The sequence below is a fragment of the Saccharospirillum mangrovi genome (assembly GCF_003367315.1).
Lineage (GTDB): Bacteria > Pseudomonadota > Gammaproteobacteria > Pseudomonadales > Natronospirillaceae > Saccharospirillum > Saccharospirillum mangrovi.
In genome coordinates, this window is the sequence record NZ_CP031415.1 from 3,152,721 (window position 1) to 3,171,987 (window position 19,267).

13 protein-coding genes are annotated in these 19,267 nt (G+C 57.9%); 7 read left to right on the forward strand and 6 right to left on the reverse strand.

Annotated elements, in window-relative coordinates; translation table 11 throughout:
* Positions 1-120: 120 nt before the first annotated feature.
* A complete protein-coding gene (locus DW349_RS14795) occupies positions 121-621 on the reverse strand; it encodes a tetratricopeptide repeat protein (RefSeq protein ID WP_108123965.1) in 501 nt (166 codons plus the stop codon).
* Complete coding sequence (mrcB, locus tag DW349_RS14800; protein WP_108123966.1) at positions 600-2,939, reverse strand: penicillin-binding protein 1B; 2,340 nt, start codon at positions 2,937-2,939, stop codon at positions 600-602. Before mrcB ends, DW349_RS14795 begins: the two co-directional genes overlap by 22 nt.
* A gap of 249 nt (positions 2,940-3,188) precedes the next feature.
* On the opposite strand from mrcB, the gene DW349_RS14805 reads away from it, so the two are divergent.
* From DW349_RS14805 to DW349_RS14830, 6 genes are read left to right on the forward strand one after another with little or no spacing between them, the layout of a single operon-like run.
* Entirely contained in the window at positions 3,189-4,010 is an 822-nt protein-coding gene (locus tag DW349_RS14805) for an ABC transporter permease (protein WP_108123967.1), read from the forward strand.
* Complete coding sequence (locus DW349_RS14810) at positions 4,007-4,732, forward strand: ABC transporter ATP-binding protein (protein ID WP_198650395.1); 726 nt, start codon at positions 4,007-4,009, stop codon at positions 4,730-4,732. Before DW349_RS14805 ends, DW349_RS14810 begins: the two co-directional genes overlap by 4 nt.
* Positions 4,729-6,462, forward strand: a complete 1,734-nt coding sequence (locus DW349_RS14815; RefSeq protein ID WP_108123968.1) for a glycosyltransferase family 2 protein — start codon at positions 4,729-4,731, stop codon at positions 6,460-6,462. The genes DW349_RS14810 and DW349_RS14815 overlap by 4 nt, the downstream gene beginning before the upstream one ends.
* A 21-nt stretch (positions 6,463-6,483) precedes the next feature.
* Positions 6,484-7,626 carry a UDP-galactopyranose mutase gene (gene glf, locus DW349_RS14820; protein ID WP_108123969.1) on the forward strand — a complete coding sequence of 381 codons (1,143 nt, stop codon included), beginning with the start codon at positions 6,484-6,486 and terminating at the stop codon, positions 7,624-7,626.
* Positions 7,623-8,540: a glycosyltransferase family 2 protein gene (locus tag DW349_RS14825; protein WP_108123970.1), complete on the forward strand. Its 918-nt coding sequence runs from the start codon at positions 7,623-7,625 to the stop codon at positions 8,538-8,540. The genes glf and DW349_RS14825 overlap by 4 nt, the downstream gene beginning before the upstream one ends.
* A gap of 4 nt (positions 8,541-8,544) precedes the next feature.
* Positions 8,545-9,453, forward strand: coding sequence for a glycosyltransferase family 2 protein (locus DW349_RS14830; RefSeq protein WP_157954213.1), 909 nt, complete (start codon positions 8,545-8,547; stop codon positions 9,451-9,453).
* Positions 9,454-9,461: 8 nt separating this feature from the next.
* Here the strand turns inward: DW349_RS14830 and DW349_RS14835 are convergent, their stop codons facing one another.
* Complete coding sequence (locus DW349_RS14835; protein ID WP_108124362.1) at positions 9,462-11,801, reverse strand: DNA polymerase II; 2,340 nt, start codon at positions 11,799-11,801, stop codon at positions 9,462-9,464.
* A gap of 379 nt (positions 11,802-12,180) precedes the next feature.
* Between DW349_RS14835 and DW349_RS14840 the strand changes: the two genes are divergently transcribed.
* Entirely contained in the window at positions 12,181-13,608 is a 1,428-nt protein-coding gene (locus DW349_RS14840; protein ID WP_108124363.1) for a protein adenylyltransferase SelO, read from the forward strand.
* A 13-nt stretch (positions 13,609-13,621) separates the two neighbouring features.
* Here DW349_RS14840 and DW349_RS14845 read toward each other — a convergent pair whose 3' ends face one another.
* From DW349_RS14845 to DW349_RS14855, 3 genes are all read right to left on the reverse strand, one after another.
* Positions 13,622-15,232 carry a methyl-accepting chemotaxis protein gene (locus tag DW349_RS14845; protein WP_108123972.1) on the reverse strand — a complete coding sequence of 537 codons (1,611 nt, stop codon included), beginning with the start codon at positions 15,230-15,232 and terminating at the stop codon, positions 13,622-13,624.
* Between the two features lie 265 nt (positions 15,233-15,497).
* On the reverse strand, positions 15,498-17,261 hold the full coding sequence (locus tag DW349_RS14850; protein ID WP_108123973.1) for an acyl-CoA dehydrogenase C-terminal domain-containing protein: 1,764 nt from the start codon (positions 17,259-17,261) through the stop codon (positions 15,498-15,500).
* Between the two features lie 189 nt (positions 17,262-17,450).
* Positions 17,451-19,232 carry an acyl-CoA dehydrogenase C-terminal domain-containing protein gene (locus tag DW349_RS14855; RefSeq protein ID WP_108123974.1) on the reverse strand — a complete coding sequence of 594 codons (1,782 nt, stop codon included), beginning with the start codon at positions 19,230-19,232 and terminating at the stop codon, positions 17,451-17,453.
* Positions 19,233-19,267: the final 35 nt, after the last annotated feature.

The following is a 19,267-nucleotide window of genomic DNA, read 5'->3' on the forward strand; positions in this document are numbered from 1 at the left end:
ACGGGAGACGGGAGACGGGAGACGCCAGTTAGCAAAGGACAAACCCGTCGCCGCTATTCAGCGTCTCCCGTCCGGGCGGCGTACCGCTCCCGTAAAGCGTCTTCCAGGGCGCAACGCGCCCTACTCACACATCCCAAACTCGCACGCCTGCGCCCTGGCCTGGCGTGCGCCTTCCAAATTTCCCTGCCCGGACCGGGCCTGAGCAATGGCGTGCCACAGCCGTGCGCTGCGCTCGCGGTTGCCGGTGTTGACGGTTAATCCTCGCAAGGCGATTTGTTCGGCGTCGCTGAAACGGCCCTGGCCCAGCCGCACTTCGGCAATTTCGGCGTAGAGGTCGGCGTCGCGGCTGTCGAGTCGCAACGCCCGTTCGAGTAAGCCGGCGGCTTTGTCCCAATCACCCGCGGCCTGTGCGGCCAGCGCTTCGCTGCGCAGTTGATCGACCGGCGAACGCGGTGCCGGTGCGGCGTTCTGTTCGGCATCCGGCGTCAGTCGGTCTTCCTGTTGTTGCAGCCGGTCGCTCGGGCCGGGCTGGCTGACGCAGCCGGCCAACAGCAGTGCCAGCAACAATGACAACAACAATGTGACCGATAACGGCCGCATCAATTGAACAGGCGTTCCCATATCGAAGGCTTCTCCACGTTTTGGTCGGTGGCATCGCTGGCCGGGCCGTCGGCGTTGCAGCGACGTTGGTTGTCAGGCTCGGTGCCGACGACGAAGGGCAACAGACGAGCGCCGTCGCAGCGCTGCGGCACCACGGCGCCACTGTCATTCACCGGCAAGTAATCGACCCGCACCGGCTGGCCTCGGCGCTCCTGAATCGGTTCCAGTTCGCGCATCAGTTCCGCCCAGATCGGCAAGGCGCCGCTGGAGCCGGTCAACGCCATCGGTGCGTTGTTGTCGCGGCCGACCCAGACCACGGCTTGGCGGTCGCCGCTGTAGCCGGCAAACCAGGCGTCGCGGTTGTCGTCGGTGGTGCCGGTCTTGCCAGCCAGCCACCAGTCTTGCGGCAAGCGCCATTGCAACGAACGTGCGGTGCCGGTGAGCGTGACCTGATGCAATGCGTCCTGAAGCAGAAACACCTGCTCCGGGTCGAAGCGTTGCTCAACGCTCAAATCAAACCGCTGCAACACGCCCTGTTGCGGATGCACCACGGCGCGGATGGCGTTCAGCGGGGTGTAGAAACCGTTGCCGGAAATGGTCTGGAAATACTGCGCCACCTGGAACGGCGACAGGCCATGCGCGCCAAGCATCACCGCCGGCACCGGCGGCGGCGTTTCGTCGATGCCAAGCCGGTCGATCACATCGAACACATTCGCCAACCCGACTTCCATGCCCAGCCGCGCCGTCGCCTGGTTGTAACTGTTTGCCAGAGCGTCGATCAACAATGGATTGCCGTGGCTTTCCTTATCGTAATTACGCGGCTGCCAGAGTTTGCCGTCGGCACCAGAGACGGTGACTTCAGCATCGCTGATCGGCGTCGCCAGGGTGTAGCCCTGTTCCAGCGCCGCCAGATAAACCGCCGGTTTCATCAACGAGCCAATGGAACGACGCGCATCCAGCGCGCGGTTAAAGCCGGCCACTTCCGGACGACGACCGCCGAGCATGGCGAGCACATCGCCGGTCGAAGGCCGCGTCACCAACGCAGCGGTTTCCAATTCGTCGCCCGGCCCGGCCGAGGCTTCGACTTCCGGCAGACGACGTTCAACCGCATGCTCTAAACCCAACTGCGCCAGCGGGTTCAGGGTGGTGAAAACGGTCAGACCTTCGGCCAGTAAATCTTCCTTGCGATAACCCTCGGCCAGTTGCCGCCGCACCAGATCCATAAAGGCCGGATAACTGGCCTGACCCGGCGCCGTACTGATGTCGAGCGGCTGGCGAATCGCCTGCTGATAATCCAGATCTTCGATGATGCCGTTCTCATACCACAGCCGCAGCACCAGATTGCGCCGCTCCAATGCCCGTTCCGGATTGCGGCGCGGGTTGTAATACGACGGCCCTTTGATCATGCCGACCAGCAACGCCTGCTGGTGCAAATCGAGCGCCGGCAGCGGCGTACCGAAGAAGAACTGCGCACCCAGCCCAAAGCCGTTCACCGAACGCTGGCCCTGCTGGCCGACATACACCTCGTTTAAATACGCCTCAAGAATGGTCGCCTTGTCGTAATGCCATTCCATCAACAACGCCATCAAGGCTTCATTGCCTTTGCGCCACAACGTTTGCTCGGACGACAAATACAGATTCTTCACCAACTGCTGCGTCAGCGTGCTGCCGCCCTGTTCAATGGAACCGGACGTAATGTTGGCCCACAGCGCCCGGGCAATGCCGGTAATCGACACGCCGTGGTGCTCAAAGAAATGTCGGTCTTCGACCACGATCAAACCGGCAACCAGCGTTGGCGGCATCACCTGCAACGGCATCAGCAAACGGTCTTCGCGATTGCCCGGATACACCTGACCGATAAACAGCGGGTCGAGCCGCGCTAGCAGAATGGGATCGTTCGACACATCGGTCACGCTTTGCAGCGAGTGGCCGCTGAAATCGAGCGTCAGAATGCGCGACGGCTCCACCTCGTCCCAGAAATTGAAGCCGCGAGTGTGCACATGCAACGTCTGGCCGCTGCGCTGAAAACGACCGGGCTGGTTGATGCGATCGGACGCGCGATACCCCAACTGTTCCAGCAACGCCTGCGCCTGGTCGACACTGAGCGGCGCGCCGGCGTAGAGCTCCTGCGCTTCGCTGTAGACGCGCGCCGGAATCGTAAAGCGCTGGCCTTCAAAGCGTTCGCGCACCACAGCATTGAGATAGAACATCCAGGCGATTAATACCGCCAGGCCGATCAGCGCGGCCTGCAACAAACGCCAGCGCCAACGCTGCCAGCGGCTGTCGGACGACGATGAATGGGAACGAGAAGGACGACGGGGAGACTTTGGTTTCGGCATGGCGCCGGATTATAAGGTGCCGCTCCGGCCTTGTCTGCGACCATTCCATGACCGCCCGCACAGAAAGCCGTGCCCAGCTCCAGCTCACCCGCCTCTCAATAGGTATTCTTTAAAGATACCCTTATTGATTATTTATAGACATAAGTCACATTTTAATAAACCAAGCTATCAAAAATTACACATAAAGATACCATACGTCACCTAAGATACTTGTCGGTATATTCCCACTAGCCCTTTTGAGTTGTTGGCGTGTTTTACTCCTCATTCACTTCCAATCTGGCGGGCACCTTGCGCTTCCCGCTCAACGACGTTGCTTCAGCGTTCCGGCTGTACCGCATCTGGATGACGCTGGGCTGGAACGACATCCTGGCGCGCTACCGTCGTTCTGTTCTGGGTCCGTTGTGGTTAACCATCAGCATGGCGGTCACCATCGCCGTCATGGGTCCGCTGTACGGCAGCATTTTCAACATCGACATCCGCGCCTTTATGCCGCACCTCAGTCTGGGGTTAATCGCCTGGGGGTTTATCTCGGCGCAATTGATTGAGTTCGGGGAAATCTTCCAGCACTCGGCGCATTACCTGCGCAACATGAAGCTGCCGCTGTCGCTGTTCATCCTGCGCGTGCAGTACCGGCAACTGATCATCCTGGCGCACAACCTGGCGATCATCCCGGTGCTGTTTTTGATCCTCGGTTTGCCGATTCATTGGACGCTGTTGCTGGTGATTCCGGCGCTGGTATTAATCGGCTGTAACTTCTTCTTTATCGGTCTGATCATCAGTTTTTTCTGCACCCGCTACCGCGACATGCAACCGGTGCTGACCAGCCTGATGAACCTGTTCTTCTTCGTCACGCCCATCGTCTGGCACCCGGATCAACTGTCGGGCCAACGCCGTTTTATTGCCGAACTCAATCCGCTGGCGGTCTACGTCGATCTGATTCGAGCACCGTTTTTGGGGCAAGTTCCCAGCCTGCACGAATGGGGTTTCGCACTGGGCAGCGCCGTTGTGTTGCTGCTGGCGGCGCTCTATTTGCTCAAACGCAGCGGCCACCGCCTGGTGTATTGGCTATGACGACCGGCACAACCATGAACATCCAACTCGATCAGGTGCAGATTCGTTTCCCGATTTACGAATCGGACGACCGCTCGTTCAAGCGAACGCTGCTCTCGGCCGCCGGTGGTCGCATTCTGAAAGACCCGAAAAACCGCGTCGAAATTGAAGCACTGCGTGACATCAATCTGCGCATTCAACACGGCGAACGCGTGGCGTTGCTGGGCCACAACGGCAGCGGCAAAACCACCTTGCTGCGTGTGCTGGCGGGCGTTTATACGCCTGTGTCCGGCCAGGTGTCGGTGAGCGGACGCATCACCAGCTTGCTCGATTCCATGCTCGGCATGGACCCGGAACTCACCGGCCTGGAAAACATCCGGTTACGGCTGTTGTTCATGGGCAAAACGCGTTCGCAAAGCGACGCCCTGATCGACGGCATTGTCGAATTCAGCGAACTCGGCGACTTCATCTACATGCCAGTACGCACCTATTCCAGCGGCATGGTGTTGCGCCTGGCGTTCGCCATTTCCACCAGCGTCGCGCCCGACATTTTGTTGATGGACGAATGGATGAGCGTCGGCGACGAACAGTTCCGCGACAAAGCCGAAGCCCGGCTGAAAAGTTACGTCGACGCCGCCGGCATTCTGGTCATGGCAACGCACGACGAAGGCCTCGCTCGCCGCAGCTGCAACCGAATCATCCGCATGGCGCACGGCGTCATTCAAGAGGACCAACCGGCATGACCCGCCTGCAACACCTGCAATTCAACATCGACCATCTGGAAAAACGCGTGCTCTTCGCCAGCGACGCCATGCTGTCATTAATTCGCGGCGACCGCGGCTTGCGTTTGCCAGCGCAGACCGAACTGAACCTCAACCAGTTGGCGCACTGCTTTCCCAACCACCATTACCACCACTACACCCCGATTCGACGCATTCAATTGCAAGTCGGCCAGGTGACCGGCGCCGGTCGCATTCAGGTCTATTTCGTCGATGGCATGAGCGCCAAAACATTGGTGCTGGATTGGCAGGTGGACGAAGGCAAACAGTTAGTGTCCGCCGACATCGCCTTACGACCGGAAGCCGGCTATTTCTTCGTGCGACTGGACAGCGGCCAGACCGCCTTCGATGTCTGCGACATGGCCTGGGTGACCGATCAAGTTGCCGAGCCGAATCACAAGCTGGTCATCGGCATCACCACCTTTAAACGCGAACAATATCTGCTGCCCAATCTGGAAAAACTGACTCACTGTGCCGAGCTGGGTCGGTTGAATCTCGACATCGTCGTCGTCGATAACGGCCGCACGCTCAGCGCCGAACAATTGCCGTCGGGCGTGCATTTAATCAGCCAGGACAACCTCGGCGGCACCGGCGGTTTTATGCGCTCGTTGCGCTACGCCAAAGGCATCGAAGCGCATCGTGTTTTGTTTATGGATGACGACGTCGAAATCTACCCGGAGCTGGTCTATCGCGCGCTGATGTTTGCCAACCTGACCACGCAACCGGCTGCCGTCGGCATGATGATGATGAGCGCCAGCCAGCCCTGGCTGGTATGGGAACAAGGTGCCGGTCTGGATTACAGCCGGGTGACGCGCATCTTCCGCCACAACGCCAGTTTAAGTGCCAAAAAACCGAGCACATTGAACCGTCTGAATCGGGTCCACCAAACGGCGTTTACCGCCTGGTGGGGCACCGCTTTGCCGGTCGCTGAAACACCCTTTATTCCCAACATGTTCATCAAGAACGACGACATTCTGGTTGCCCGCCAACTGGCGCAAAAAGGCATTCCGTCGTTCACCTTGCCGAGCGCGTTTTTGTGGCACGAAGACTTCCACAAAAAACCCTACACCTGGCAATTCATCTACGAGATGCGCAACGCCTGCTACATGCGTTTTCTGTGCCCGGAAGAAACACGCGCACTGCCGATGTTGAAGTCCATCGCCGAGCAATTCGTCAAGTTCATGCTGATGGGCGACAACTACCGATCATCGATGGTGCTGTGGGGTTTGCAGGAAGTGACTCGATTGAACCCGCAGTATTTCAACGACGTCGAACGCCTCAAAGCCATTCATCAACGCGCCATGGCGCACTACCCGATGCAGGACATGTCGCCCTGGCTGTCGGTGGACGATGAAGCGCACCGCCAATACCGCAAGTTCAGCAAACTCAAAGTGTTGTTGTCGGGCTTCGGTTACCTGCCGTTTTTGTCGCGCAAAACGCTCAGCGACGGCAACCCCTACCCGGTGCCGATGAACGAAACCCGGCTCGTGGGTGCTGGGCATTTTCGCAGTCTGGTGTTTTTCGACCCGAGCACACTCAAGGGCTACCGCAGCGAACGGCGGCTGTCGCAACTGATTAAACAAAGCAGTCTGTTCGCGCTGTATTCACTGCGGTTTTTCTGGCGCTTTCGCCAACTGAAAAAACTCAGACTGACGGTCACCGACCAGTACTGGGACCCTTATTTCAACGCCTGATGCCGTTTTGAGGTTCGTGTTATGACGCATTTTTTATTGGTCGGCGCTGGCTTTTCCAACGCCGTTATCGGACGCCAGTTGGCCGAGGCCGGGCATCAAATTTCCATCGTCGAACAGCGCGGTCATATTGCCGGTAATTGCCACACCGAACGCGATGCCCAAACCGGCATCATGGTGCATCAGTACGGCCCGCACATTTTCCACACCGACGATCAACGCACCTGGGATTACGTCAATCGGTTTGCTGAATTCAAACCTTACGTCAACCGGGTCAAAGCCGTCAGCCAGGCGCAGGTGTATTCGTTGCCGATCAACCTGCACACCATCAATCAGTTTTTTAAACAGCAGTTCAATCCACAACAAGCGGCGCAGTTTATTGCCGACCAAATGGACCAGAGCATCGTCGAACCCGCCAATTTCGAACAACAGGCGCTGGCGATGATTGGCGCAGATCTGTACCACGCTTTCTTCTACGGCTACACCAAAAAGCAGTGGGGTTGCGAACCCAGTGAATTGCCGGCCAGCATCCTCAAACGGCTGCCAGTGCGGTTCAATTACGACGACAACTATTTCAGCCACCGCTACCAGGGCATGCCCAAAGACGGCTACACCGATTTAGTAGCGAACATACTTGACCACCCGAACATCTCGGTGCAATTGAACACCCCTTACAGCGCCGAGATGGCGGAGAACGTTGACCACATATTCTGGTCCGGCCCGTTGGACGCCTGGTTCAACCACCGCCTTGGCCGGCTCGGTTATCGCACGCTGGATTTCGAACGCATCACCGCCGCAAGCGATTATCAGGGCAACGCCGTCATCAATTATTGCGATGCCGATGTGCCCTACACCCGCGTCACCGAACACAAACATTTCAGCCCGTGGGAATCTCACACCGGCACTGTTTGCTACCAGGAATTCAGCCGCGAATGCGGGCCGGATGACATTCCGTATTACCCCAAACGTATGGTTAACGACAAAGCGCTATTGGACGATTACGTGCACGCCGCCCAACAGGAAACCGGCGTTACCTTTGTCGGCCGACTCGGCACCTACCGTTATCTGGACATGGATGTAACCGTGCGCGAAGCACTGGAAGTTTCCGATCAGGTACTGGCTTCGCTGGCAAACAAACAATCGCTGCAAGCGTTCTACCACGCATGAACATTCGCGTCGTCGCGGTGGTGGTGACCTTCAATCGCAAATGCGAGCTGATGAATTGCCTGCGGCATCTCGATCATCAAAGCCGGCCCGTGGATCGAATTATTGTGATCGACAACGCCAGTCGCGACGGCACCGAACAAGCGCTGCAACAACACGGCTGGCTGGAAAAGCCGCAACTGCGCTACCTGAAATTGCCGACCAATTCGGGCGGTGCCGGTGGCTTTCATCGCGGCATCAGCGAGGCAATGCGCGAGGGTGCCGACGCCATCTGGTTGATGGACGACGACGGTTACCCGCCACAGGACTGCCTGGAAAAACTGCTGCAACACTACGACCGCTACGATTTTTACGGACCGATGGTCGTCGATGAACAACAACGTCTGAGTTTCCCGCTGCGTCTGACCGGCGAACGCCAACCGCTGCGCACCGTCCAACAAGTGCAGCAGCGCTTCGATAAAACCGATCTGCACGATGTGTTAATTCCGTTCAACGGCGTGGTGCTGAAGCGCAGTCTGGTGGAACGCATCGGCCTGCCGCGCCGCGATTATTTTATTTGGGGCGACGACATTGAATATCGGTTGCGCGCCCACGCCGCCGGTGCCCGCATCGCCACGCTCAGCGACTGTCAGTTTTTTCACCCGCTGCAAGCCGGTATTGGCCGGCCGATGTTGTTCGGCCAGTTGCATTTCAACCAGGGCAACAGTCCGATCAAAATTTACTGCCAGAGCCGCAATGGTTTTAGCAACGCCCGTCGTTATCAGGGCCGCTTATCCGCCGCTTTATTCGCCATCAAACAACTGTGGTTTTACAGCCTGACGCAACCTAACCGGCGCCATTTCGGCTTGGCGCTGCGCGGTTTATTCGACAGTTGGCGCGGCGATTTCACCCGCCACACCCGTTTACTGGAATCCTGAAACCGTGACTGAAGTTGCTGTTGTTCTCGTCACTTTTAATCGTTTGTCGTTGTTGCAAAATTGCCTGGCGGCTTTAGCCAGTCAAAGCCGCCCGGTCGATCAGGTATATGTCATCAATAACGCCAGTACCGACGGCACCACCGAATACCTCAATGGCTACGACGGCTCGTTAGCGCTGCACCATGTACCGATGATCGATAACCTCGGCGGCGCCGGTGGATTTTCCGTGGGTGTGGAAATGGCCTATCTCGATGGCGCCGATTACATCTGGCTGATGGACGACGACGTCGCACCGCACGAACATTGCCTGCAACAATTGCTGCAACAGAACGATCCGGTAATGGCTTGCCTGCGCGAAAATTCAGACGGCCAATTGGTCGAGCGCGCCAGCCAGCAATACGACTTAACCCGCTGGTGGATCGGCAATCCGCGCCGGGCAAGCATTGAAGATTGCTACGCCAAGGTTGCCGACGTGCCCGACCGCTTGTCGCTCGCCATCGCCACCTTTGAGGGTTTGTTTGTACAGCGCAAGGTCGTAAAGACTGTCGGTCTGCCTGACCCGAATTATTTTATTTTTCTCGACGACGTCGATTATTGCCTGCGCATTCGCCAGGCCGGTTTTGATATCCGACTGGCGAACAAAGCCATCCTGAAACGCCAATTACCGATGGTGAACATCACGACGCTGAGCTGGAAAAGTGCTTACGTGTATCGCAATTTTTTCTACGTGCATTTTGTGTATGGCGAGAATTGGGGCGTGCGTTGCAAGCCGTATCTCTTGGTGTTGGCGGCGACACTGGTAAAACCGTTTTCGCGCCAGGGTTGGAAGGAATTACCCATTATCTGGCGCGCCCTGTTTGCCGCTCAGCGCATGTTAGGCCAGCGGCGTCGGCTGCCGTTGGTGGCTTCCTAGTGTAACGACTAAAACAGGCTGAGTTGTTCGTCCACCAGTTCAGAAAAACTGGTGCCGACAAAATGCAAAATGCCATCGGCGACCGGCTCCAGCTGGCGCTCAATATAATGTTGATAGTCGATGGCTGAACGAATAAACGGATCCGGCTCGACACCGTTCAACGTCATCACGTAACGGATTTCACGACCGTGCCAACTTGGTTGTTCCGCTTTGCGTTTCAGGGCCGCCTGAACGTGCGGTGGTTTTTGTTTTTCGTAACTGCTCAGTGATCGGCGCAGACGCCGCCGATAAATCAGGCGGTCGTCGCGCTGGCCGGCTTTCAGCGCCGCCACTTCATCGCGCACAAAGCCGCGATAATCCTGATCCAGAAACACCCGCCGATAGAGCTCTTCCTGAAATTGTTTCGCCAACGGCGTCCAGTCGGTGCGTACAGCTTCCAGCCCTTTGAACACCAGTTTTTGTTCGCCTTCGAGTTCAATCAAACCGGCGTAGCGTTTTTTTGAGCCGGTATCCAGGCCGCGAATGGTGGGCATCAGGAAGCGTTGGTAATGGGTTTCAAATTCCATTTCCAGATGGCATTCGAGTTGGAAATCATCGCGCAATTGTTGCTGCCACCAGGCGTTTAAATCGGCGGCGAGTTCTGCGCCCAAGGCCGGCGGGTTGGCGTGGCCTTCGGCCCAGACAAACACCGAGTCGGTGTCGCCATAAATAACGCGGTAGCCGCGCGCTTCAATAAAGTCGCGGCTGCGATTCAAAATCCAATGCCCGCGCCGGGTAATGGAACTGGCCAGACGCGGATCGAAAAACCGACACAGCGGACTGCCCAAAACGCCGTAAAAAGAGTTCATCAAAATCTTGATGGCCTGCGACATGGAAGCGTTTTTTTCCGCCTTGGCCTGATCGCGCGCGGCCCACAGATGGTCGATGATGCCGGGCAATAAATGATCGGCGCGGTGGAAACGGGCGTCGAGAAAACCGGGCACGGTGTCGGCTTCGTCGCTTTCCAGGCCGCGATGCAAACCCAGCGGATCGATCAAAAAAGTACGGATGATGCTCGGGTACAGGCTTTTGAAATCGAGCACTAAGACGTCGTTGTACAAACCCGGTCGGCTGTCCATTACGAAGCCGCCAGGGCTGGCGTCGGTGAGTGACTGTTCACCGACGGACGGTGCAACGCGACCGGCGCGATGCAGACGCGGCAAATATACGTGGCTGAAGGCAGCCGCACTGCCACCGATTTTGTCGAGCGTGAGGCCGGTTAAGTCAGCGCGTTCGATGAGGAAATGCCACAGCCCGGCGGTCTCGAAAATCTCCAACACCAGTTGCGCGTCTTCGCGGTTGTAGGTGTATAACTCGAGCGGCGATTCGCGATACAGCCGTTCGATTTCGCCGACGCGGTCGTCGCTGTCTTCGATGGCTTTGCCACGGCCGACCAAGGTTCGGGCCACAAATTCCAGCGAAAAACTTTCCAGATACCAGGCCGCCGAGCGCAAGGTGCCGGGGCCATCGACCACTTGCCGGCCTTCGATTTCCAAGCGTTGCCGGTCGCCGCCGGTGCTGTACCAATGCAGTGGCGTTTGCTGGCGGCCGAGCGCCAACGGCACGCCCAGGCGGTCGGCGTGTTGCTGCAACACCATCAAGTCGAAATCGACCACGCTCCAGCCGACCAGCACGTCCGGATCGTAAGCCTGAATCCAGTCGATAAAGGCGCGCAGGCAATCGGCTTCGCTGGCGACCCAATGAAAATCGTCCGGCGTGGATTCTGGTTTTGTCTGGCCGCGGTCAACCACCCAGACGGCGCTGGCATCGTTGGCGACGACGGCGATGCTGTACAGATCGGGGCATTTGCCGGGCACGAACCAGGCGGTTTCGATGTCGAGCGAAACAACCGAGAGCTTGGGTTTCACCGTGGCCGGTCGCGCTTTATCGCCGCGCCGTTCCAGACCGGCGGTGATCAGCCGTTCCATCAAAAAGCGGTCGGCCGGTTGGATGTCGTCTTCCCAGACGCGCAATTGCTGGTCGCGCCCGCGCCGCGCCCACTGGCGCTGGCCGGAATAGGTGGCGCTGTAGATTGGTCGCACCGGCACGCCGTCGAGCGAGGCCAAACGTTCGGCTTCGCCCAACCGAGGTTTTATATCGAGCTGTTGCCACAGCCGTTGCCAGGCGGCGAGTTCGGCTTCGGGCACGAAGCACACCGACTCGAAACCGTCCATGGTCCAGCAATCGATGCCCGCGTCCGATTTCAGCCAATAGCGCAACTGCAACTTGCCATCGAACTCGCTCCAGTGGCGGCTCAACACAAAGGCCGTGCGGGTGTCGGTGTTTTGGGACGAATCGACTGGGGACATGGGCGAAAAAACGGACAACAGGGAGCCGTTATTGTACCGGCTTTTGACGCGCAGGCGGCGCATCAGGCATTCGCTTTTGTAGGAAATATCTTACAAAGACTGGCGGTAAAATCGGCTATTGCTGACACCGCCGAACACCGATACTGAACCCAGTTCAAGACGAACCCGAGCGCCGGATTGCGCTGCACAGTGGATGTGCAACCACTTACACCCGGTTATCTGGACGACCGACGGATCACTCAGTGGGCAGCTGAGCCGGCCATGGTAGGCTTCTCCTTTCTACAAACCTTCCGCTATTCCCATTGAGTTTCCCCTGTTCCCATTGAGATCGCACCAGCCGCCACCCATGTTGGCAGCAACCTTTTGTTATGGTGCCGCCATGTCTGCCAACGCCCCCGCTTTTGACCAACGCTACGTGCGCGAATTGCCCGGCACCTATGAGCACGTGCGGCCAACGCCGTTGGCAAACCCGCACTGGGTGTGTTGGAACGCTCAGCTGGCGCGTGAATTAAACGTGCCGTTCGATGCCGATGCCGAGGCCTTGCGTGCGCTCTCGGGCAATGGCCTGTTTGCCGGCAGCGAGCCTGTCGCAGAGAAATACGCCGGCCATCAGTTTGGTGTCTGGAATCCGGACCTTGGCGACGGCCGTGGTTTGTTGCTCGGTGAATGGGCCGATGCCAATGGCAAGGCCTGGGAATTTCATTTGAAAGGCGCGGGCAAGACGCCGTTCAGTCGCTTCGGCGACGGCCGGGCGGTATTGCGTTCGTCGATCCGTGAAATGCTTGCCAGCGAAGCGCTGCACGCGCTCGGCATTCCAACAACGCGCGCGCTGGCGCTGGTCGGTTCTGACGAGCCAGTACGGCGCGAGCAAATCGAAACCGCCGCCATGCTGACGCGGGTGACGCCCAGCCACATTCGCTTTGGTCACTTCGAATGGTTCGCCTACAGCAACCAGCCGGAACAGGTTGCCGCCTTGGTCGAGCATTGCCTGGTGCACCATTTTCCGAACAGTCGTTCGGCGGCGGAATTCTTCACCGAGGTAGTCGAACGCACGGCAAGGTTGATCGCACATTGGATGGCCTACGGTTTTTGCCACGGTGTGATGAACACCGACAACATGAGCATTCTCGGCGAAACGTTCGACTTCGGTCCCTACGCTTTTCTGGACGCCACCATTCCCGATTTCATCTGCAACCACACCGATGCTCAAGGCCGTTACGCCTTTCATCAGCAACCGGGAATCGCTTTCTGGAATTTGCAGTGCCTGGCACAGGCGTTGTCGTCTCAAGTGAGTTCGGACGATTTAAAAGCCGCCCTGAATCGTTACGCCGACACCTACAACGACCACTTCCTGAAGTTGATGGGCGAGCGTTTGGGTCTGGCAACGGTGCAGGAAAACGATCAGCAACTGATCAGCGATTGGATGCATCTGTTAGCCAGCGAACGACGGGATTTTCATCACAGCTTTCGCGCGCTGGCCGACCGCGCGCCCGACGATTGGGCGCAACTGGATGACGACGCCATCGACCGCCCGGCGTTCCAACGCTGGCGTTCGGCTTTGGCAGAACGACGCCAGAATGAAACCGACCAGGGCATACCGTTGGCGCAGGCGCGCAACCCCATTTCGGTGTTACGCACGCATCTGGCGCAAGCGGTTATTGACGACGTAAAAAAGGGAAGCGTTGCTTCCCTGGAAGAGTATTTGCTGGCGTTGCAATCGCCGTTCGAGCGTCGTGAAGATTGGCAACGCTGGAGCGAAACGCCACCCATCGATTATCAGGCAGCGCCGCTCAGTTGCAGCAGTTGAACGCGCGTTCGGTTTAAACCCGGAAACTGCCGACGACTGAAGTCAGTTCGTCGGTGTGGCCTTTGAGTTTTTCCGCCAGATTGCTCAGGCTGCGCGATTGCTCGGTGCCTTCGCTGGAAAACTCGGAGATCAATTGCAGGTTCTTGTTGATCTCTTCCACCACGTGAGTTTGTTCTTCAGTAGCCGTAGCAATCTGCATCGACATATCGGTGATGCGGGTGATCGCGCCCTGAATGGTTTCGAACGATTCCGCCGCACTGGCGACGTCTTCCACCGTGGCGTCGAGCATATCGATGCCGCTCTTCATCGCATCGACGGCTTCATCGACACCGCCTTGCAGGGTTTCGATGCGGCCTTGAATGTCTTCGGTCGATTGCTGGGTTTTGCTTGCCAACGCCCGAACTTCATCGGCCACCACCGCAAAGCCACGGCCCTGTTCACCGGCACGCGCCGCTTCGATGGCTGCGTTCAACGCCAGCAAGTTGGTCTGTTCGGCGATGCCGCGAATCACATCCAGAACAGCACCGATGTTCACCGCTTCGTCGGCCAAGCGACCCACGGCTTCGGAAGAACGGTTCAAGCGCTCCGACAATTGCGCCACCCGAGTGTTGGATTCACGCGATACCCTGACGCCGCGTTCAACGGAATTGTTCGCTTCGGTCGCAGCGTCAGCACCGTTGTTTGAGTTGGCGGCAATCTCACGCGCAGCGCCGTGCATTTCTTCTACTGCGGTCACGACCTGATCGACCGTTTCGTGTTGTTGGTCGGCCATGCGAATGTTGTTGGCAGCAGCTTCGCGCAACGATTCAGTGCTTTGTTCCAGGTGGAAATTCACCTGCTTCACCACGGTGATGGACTGCTGCAATTTCTCGATCACCAGATTAAAAGCACCGGCCACCTGGCCCAGTTCGTCTTTGCTGTCGACGGTTAAACGCGCGGTCAAATCGCCTTCGCCCTGACCGATATCACGCATGCGGTCGCGCAACACTTCAATAGGTTTCACCAGGAAGAACGGCGCCAACACACCGGCTGCGGCAAAGATGGCGACCAGAATCACCAACTGCACCAGTTGAGCAAGGGTTTGGCCTTCGGCAACCTCGGTGGCTTCGGTTGAAGCGGTGGCGGCCAGTTCGTCGACCCGCGCGCCCAGTTCATCCAGCAGACCGCGCGGCGCTTCGAACAGGTCCATGTTTTCAGTGCGGATGGTGCCATTAACCAGGCCGTCGGAATGTGCCTTCCAGGCGCCCATCAATTGTTGGAAGCGCGCCGCCAGTTGCGGGTCGACGTCTTTTTGCATCCGCTCGATGGCTTCCAGTCCGCGCGACAAGGCCTGGTTGTGGTTATCGACGCGATCCTGATTCAACGAATCTCTTTGACTGGCGCTGAGGTTGTCACCCCGGTCCATCATTTCGCGCTGCGCCACCAGGCTTTGGTACAGGTCCCGGTCGGCGTTGAGCACCAACGAAATAGAGGGCAAAAATTCCGATCTGAAGTCATGCACTTTGGCGCTGATCGCCGTCATCGCCTGATACGACGACCATGACATCCACAATAAAAACACGCCGACTAGAATCAGCGGTACTCGAATCTTGTTTCGAATCGACCAGTTTTTAACAAACCTCATAACACCATCCTCACACTGGAGCTTTCAAAAAAACGGTTCACATTTCCCGGATTACCTTCCTTGTCAGGCCGAATCATCCATCCCTATTTCGTTGAGCGGTGTTCGGAAAAACGAGCGACCGCTGACTTACATTAGTAAATATCTATATTCAAAGAAGTTTAGCCAAGGATTGAGAATTCGCCGGAGAAATTGCAAAAAAAATCCGACGTTCTGGTCGTGAAACGTCGGATTCAAATCAACTGCGTTGGTGGTTGAGAATCGTTACTTAGAACAACTCCGCCGGTGCTGCCATCAGCGACTCACTGCCGGCTTTTACTTTGGCGTGATAGGCCGTGGTTTCAGGCAAAAGACGCTGCATGAAGAAGCTGGCCGTGGCGCGCTTGGCGCGGTGGAAGTCGTCGTCTTTACCCGCAGTGGCCTGAGCCATTTTGGCCCACATCATGGCGTAGGCGGTGAGGCCGAACAGGTTTAGATAATCGCAACTGGCGGCACCAACGGCGTTGGCATCGCCTGCCGCTGCGTCTAACAAAAACGCCGTGGCGTCGCTGAGTTTTTCCAACGCATCACGCAGCGGTTGCGCAAATTGTTCGTCGGTTAATTCGTCGATCACTGTTTGTATTTCGGTGCGGAATATTTCGAACCACTGACCACCGTTCGCGGCGACTTTTCGTCCGGCGAGGTCCAACGCCTGAATGCCGTTGGTGCCTTCGTAAATTTGCGCAATGCGCGCATCGCGCACGAACTGCTCCATGCCCCATTCGCGAATGTAACCGTGGCCGCCGAATACTTGCTGGCCGAGAATGGTGGCGTCCAAACCGCGATCGGTGAAGTAGGCTTTGGCAACCGGCGTCAGCAAGGCGACCAGTCCTTCGGCTTTTTCACGCTCGGCGGCATCCGGGTGGCCTTTGGCGATGTCGAGCCACATGCCGACGTAGGCAGCAAAAGCACGGCCGCCTTCGTTGTAGGCGCGCTGCGTTAATAACATACGGCGCACATCCGGGTGCACGATGATCGGGTCGGCCGCGGCGTCCGGTTGCACGGCACCACCCGGCGCGCGGCTTTGAATACGGTCTTTGGCGTAAGCGACGGCCGACTGATACGACACTTCGCCCAAACCCACGCCTTGCAAACCAATCGACAGCCGTTCGTAGTTCATCATGGTGAACATGGCGGCCAGGCCTTTGTTGGCGTCGCCGACCAGCCAGCCTTGAGCGCCGTCGAAATTCATCACGCAGGTCGCCGAGCCTTTAATGCCCATCTTGTGTTCGATGGAGCCGCAACTCAGCGCGTTGCGTTCGCCCACCGAGCCATCGTCATTGACCAGAAACTTGGGTACGACGAACAACGAAATGCCTTTGGAACCGGCCGGCGCATCGGGCAATTTGGCGAGCACCAGATGGATGATGTTGTCGGTTAAATCGTGTTCGCCACCGGTGATAAAAATCTTGGTGCCGCTGATGGCGTAACTGCCGTCATCGTTCGGCACGGCCTTGGTTTTCATAATGCCCAGATCGGTGCCGCAATGCGGTTCGGTCAGACACATGGAACCGCTCCAGCGGCCTTCGTATAACGGCGGCAGGTAGGTCTGTTTCAATTCATCGCTGGCGTGGCGCAGCAAACATAAACTCGCACCGGCACTCAACACCGGGTACAGCGCGAACGAGGTGTTGGCGGCGTAGACCATTTCTTCGAACATGACGGTGAGCATTTTCGGCATGCCCTGACCGCCAAATTCCGCATCGCCACCCAGGCCAACCCAGCCGCTTTCGGCGTAGGTTTTGTAGGCGTCTTTGAAACCGGTTGGCGTGGTTACTGCGCCGTCTTTCCAGGTGCAACCTTCTTCATCGCCGCTGCGGTTGATCGGGAAGAGTTCGTTCTCGCACAGCCTGGCGCCCTCTTCGAGAATGGCCGACACCAGATCGGGGGTGACTTCTGCGGTGTGCGGCATGCTGGCCCACAATTGGTCGGCCTTGAAGACGTCGTTCAGCACGAACTGCATGTCTTGAATGGGTGCTTTGTATTCCGCCATGTTTGTGAACCTTTGTTGTTCGGTTTTATCGGTTATTCGAGTGGCAGCACAACGGGAGGTCCGGGCTGGCGGGTGGCCTTATCCGGGGAGTCGGCGGCCATGGACGGCCGCCGCCTGGCGGTCAGGGACGACGAACAGCGACCCCGGATAAGGCGGCCCGCTGGCACGGACCGGCCCTTTGGCGAACGATCAGAACGCGAAGTGCGCCTCGTCCAGATCCATCATGCTATCCACACCGGCCAGCATCGCGGTTTTATGACCTTCAATGCGCGGCAGAATGCGCTGGAAGTAGAAGGTCGCCGTTTTGATTTTGGCGTTGTAGAAATCCACTTCGCTGGCACCGGCGTCAATCGCCTGCTGAGCTTTATCGGCCATCAGCGCCCAGTAATAACCGAGCGTGATGTAACCGGAATACATCAGATAATCGACGGCGGCACCGCCCACTTCCTCGCGGTTTTTCATCGCTTTCATGCCCAGTTTCATGGTCATGTCGCCCCACTCTTTATTGACCTCGGCCAAACGGCTGATGATCGGTTTCAGAGCGCCTTTGGCGTCGCTGGCTTTGCAGAACTTGTGCACGATCTTGGTGAATTTCTTCAGCATCTCGCCCTGGCTCATCAGCACTTTGCGGCCTAACAAGTCGAGCGCCTGAATGCCGGTGGTGCCTTCATAGAGTTGGGAAATGCGGTTGTCGCGCACAATCTGCTCCATGCCCCATTCCTGAATGTAACCGTGGCCGCCGAATACCTGCACGCCGTGGTTGGCGGCTTCGGTGCCGACTTCGGTCAGGAAGGCTTTGGCGATGGGCGTTAAGAAACTGAGCAAATCGTCGGCGTCTTTGCGCGTGTTTTCGTCTGCGCTGCGTTTAACCTGATCGACCAAAAAGCTGGCGTGCATCAGCATGGCGCGGCCGCCTTCGGCGAAGGCTTTTTGCGTCAGCAACATGCGGCGCACATCGGGGTGCACGATGATCGGGTCGGCCGGTTTTTCCGGCGCTTTCGGGCCGGTGAGGCTGCGCATCGCCAGGCGATCTTTGGCGTAAGCCAGCGCGCCCTGGAACGACAGTTCCGCCGAGGCCACGCCCTGCATGGCAGTACCCAAACGGGCAAAGTTCATAAAGGTGAACATGCACTTCAAACCCTGGTTCGGCGGGCCGATCAAGAAGCCTTTGGCGGCGTCGAAGTTCATCACGCAGGTGGCGTTACCGTGAATGCCCATCTTGTGTTCGATGGAGCCACAGGCCACCGCATTCGGGGTACCGTCTGGCAACACTTTCGGCACGATAAACAGCGAAATGCCTTTGGTGCCTTCGGGCGCATCGGGCAGGCGCGCCAGCACAATGTGGACGATGTTCTCGACCATATCGTGCTCGCCAGCGGAGATAAAAATCTTGGTGCCGGTCACCGCGTAACTGCCATCGGCCTGCGGTTCGGCTTTGGATTTCAGAATGCCCAGGTCGGAACCGCAATGCGGTTCGGTCAGACACATGGTGCCGGTCCATTCGCCGGACACCAGCTTGGTCAGATAGGTTTCTTTCTGCTCATCGGTGCCGTGCAGTTCCAGCGTGTTCATCGCACCGTGCGAGAGGCCCGGGTACATGCCCCAGGCCCAGTTGGCGGTGGAGACCAGTTCCGAAACCATGTTGCCGATGGATTCCGGCAAGCCCTGCCCGCCAAATTCTTCCGGGTTCGACAACGACGGCCAGCCGTTTTCAACCCACTGGGCGTAGGCTTCTTTAAAGCCGGTCGGCGTGGTGACCACGCCGTCGTTCCAGGTACAGCCTTCTTGGTCGCCAACGCGGTTCAGCGGCGCCAGTACTTCTTCACAAAATTTGGCGGCTTCGCCCATGATGGCGTCGACCATGTCGCGGCTGGCGTCTTCCGCGCCGATGGACTGGTAGTGAGCTTCGCTGTCGAGCACTTCGTGCAGCACGAATTGCATGTCGCGCAAGGGCGCTTTGTAGTCAGGCATGGTGTCACCTCTGATCGTGTAGCGGCCGGTTCCGG

Bases quoted from the DNA above. Each gene is read 5' to 3' on its own strand.
- DW349_RS14795 (WP_108123965.1), bottom strand. From the start codon at position 621: ATGGGAACGCCTGTTCAATTGATGCGGCCGTTATCGGTCACATTGTTG.
- mrcB (WP_108123966.1), bottom strand. From the start codon at position 2,939: ATGCCGAAACCAAAGTCTCCCCGTCGTCCTTCTCGTTCCCATTCATCG.
- DW349_RS14810 (WP_198650395.1), top strand. From the start codon at position 4,007: ATGACGACCGGCACAACCATGAACATCCAACTCGATCAGGTGCAGATT.
- DW349_RS14815 (WP_108123968.1), top strand. From the start codon at position 4,729: ATGACCCGCCTGCAACACCTGCAATTCAACATCGACCATCTGGAAAAA.
- glf (WP_108123969.1), top strand. From the start codon at position 6,484: ATGACGCATTTTTTATTGGTCGGCGCTGGCTTTTCCAACGCCGTTATC.
- DW349_RS14825 (WP_108123970.1), top strand. From the start codon at position 7,623: ATGAACATTCGCGTCGTCGCGGTGGTGGTGACCTTCAATCGCAAATGC.
- DW349_RS14835 (WP_108124362.1), bottom strand. From the start codon at position 11,801: ATGTCCCCAGTCGATTCGTCCCAAAACACCGACACCCGCACGGCCTTT.
- DW349_RS14840 (WP_108124363.1), top strand. From the start codon at position 12,181: ATGTCTGCCAACGCCCCCGCTTTTGACCAACGCTACGTGCGCGAATTG.
- DW349_RS14845 (WP_108123972.1), bottom strand. From the start codon at position 15,232: ATGAGGTTTGTTAAAAACTGGTCGATTCGAAACAAGATTCGAGTACCG.
- DW349_RS14850 (WP_108123973.1), bottom strand. From the start codon at position 17,261: ATGGCGGAATACAAAGCACCCATTCAAGACATGCAGTTCGTGCTGAAC.
- DW349_RS14855 (WP_108123974.1), bottom strand. From the start codon at position 19,232: ATGCCTGACTACAAAGCGCCCTTGCGCGACATGCAATTCGTGCTGCAC.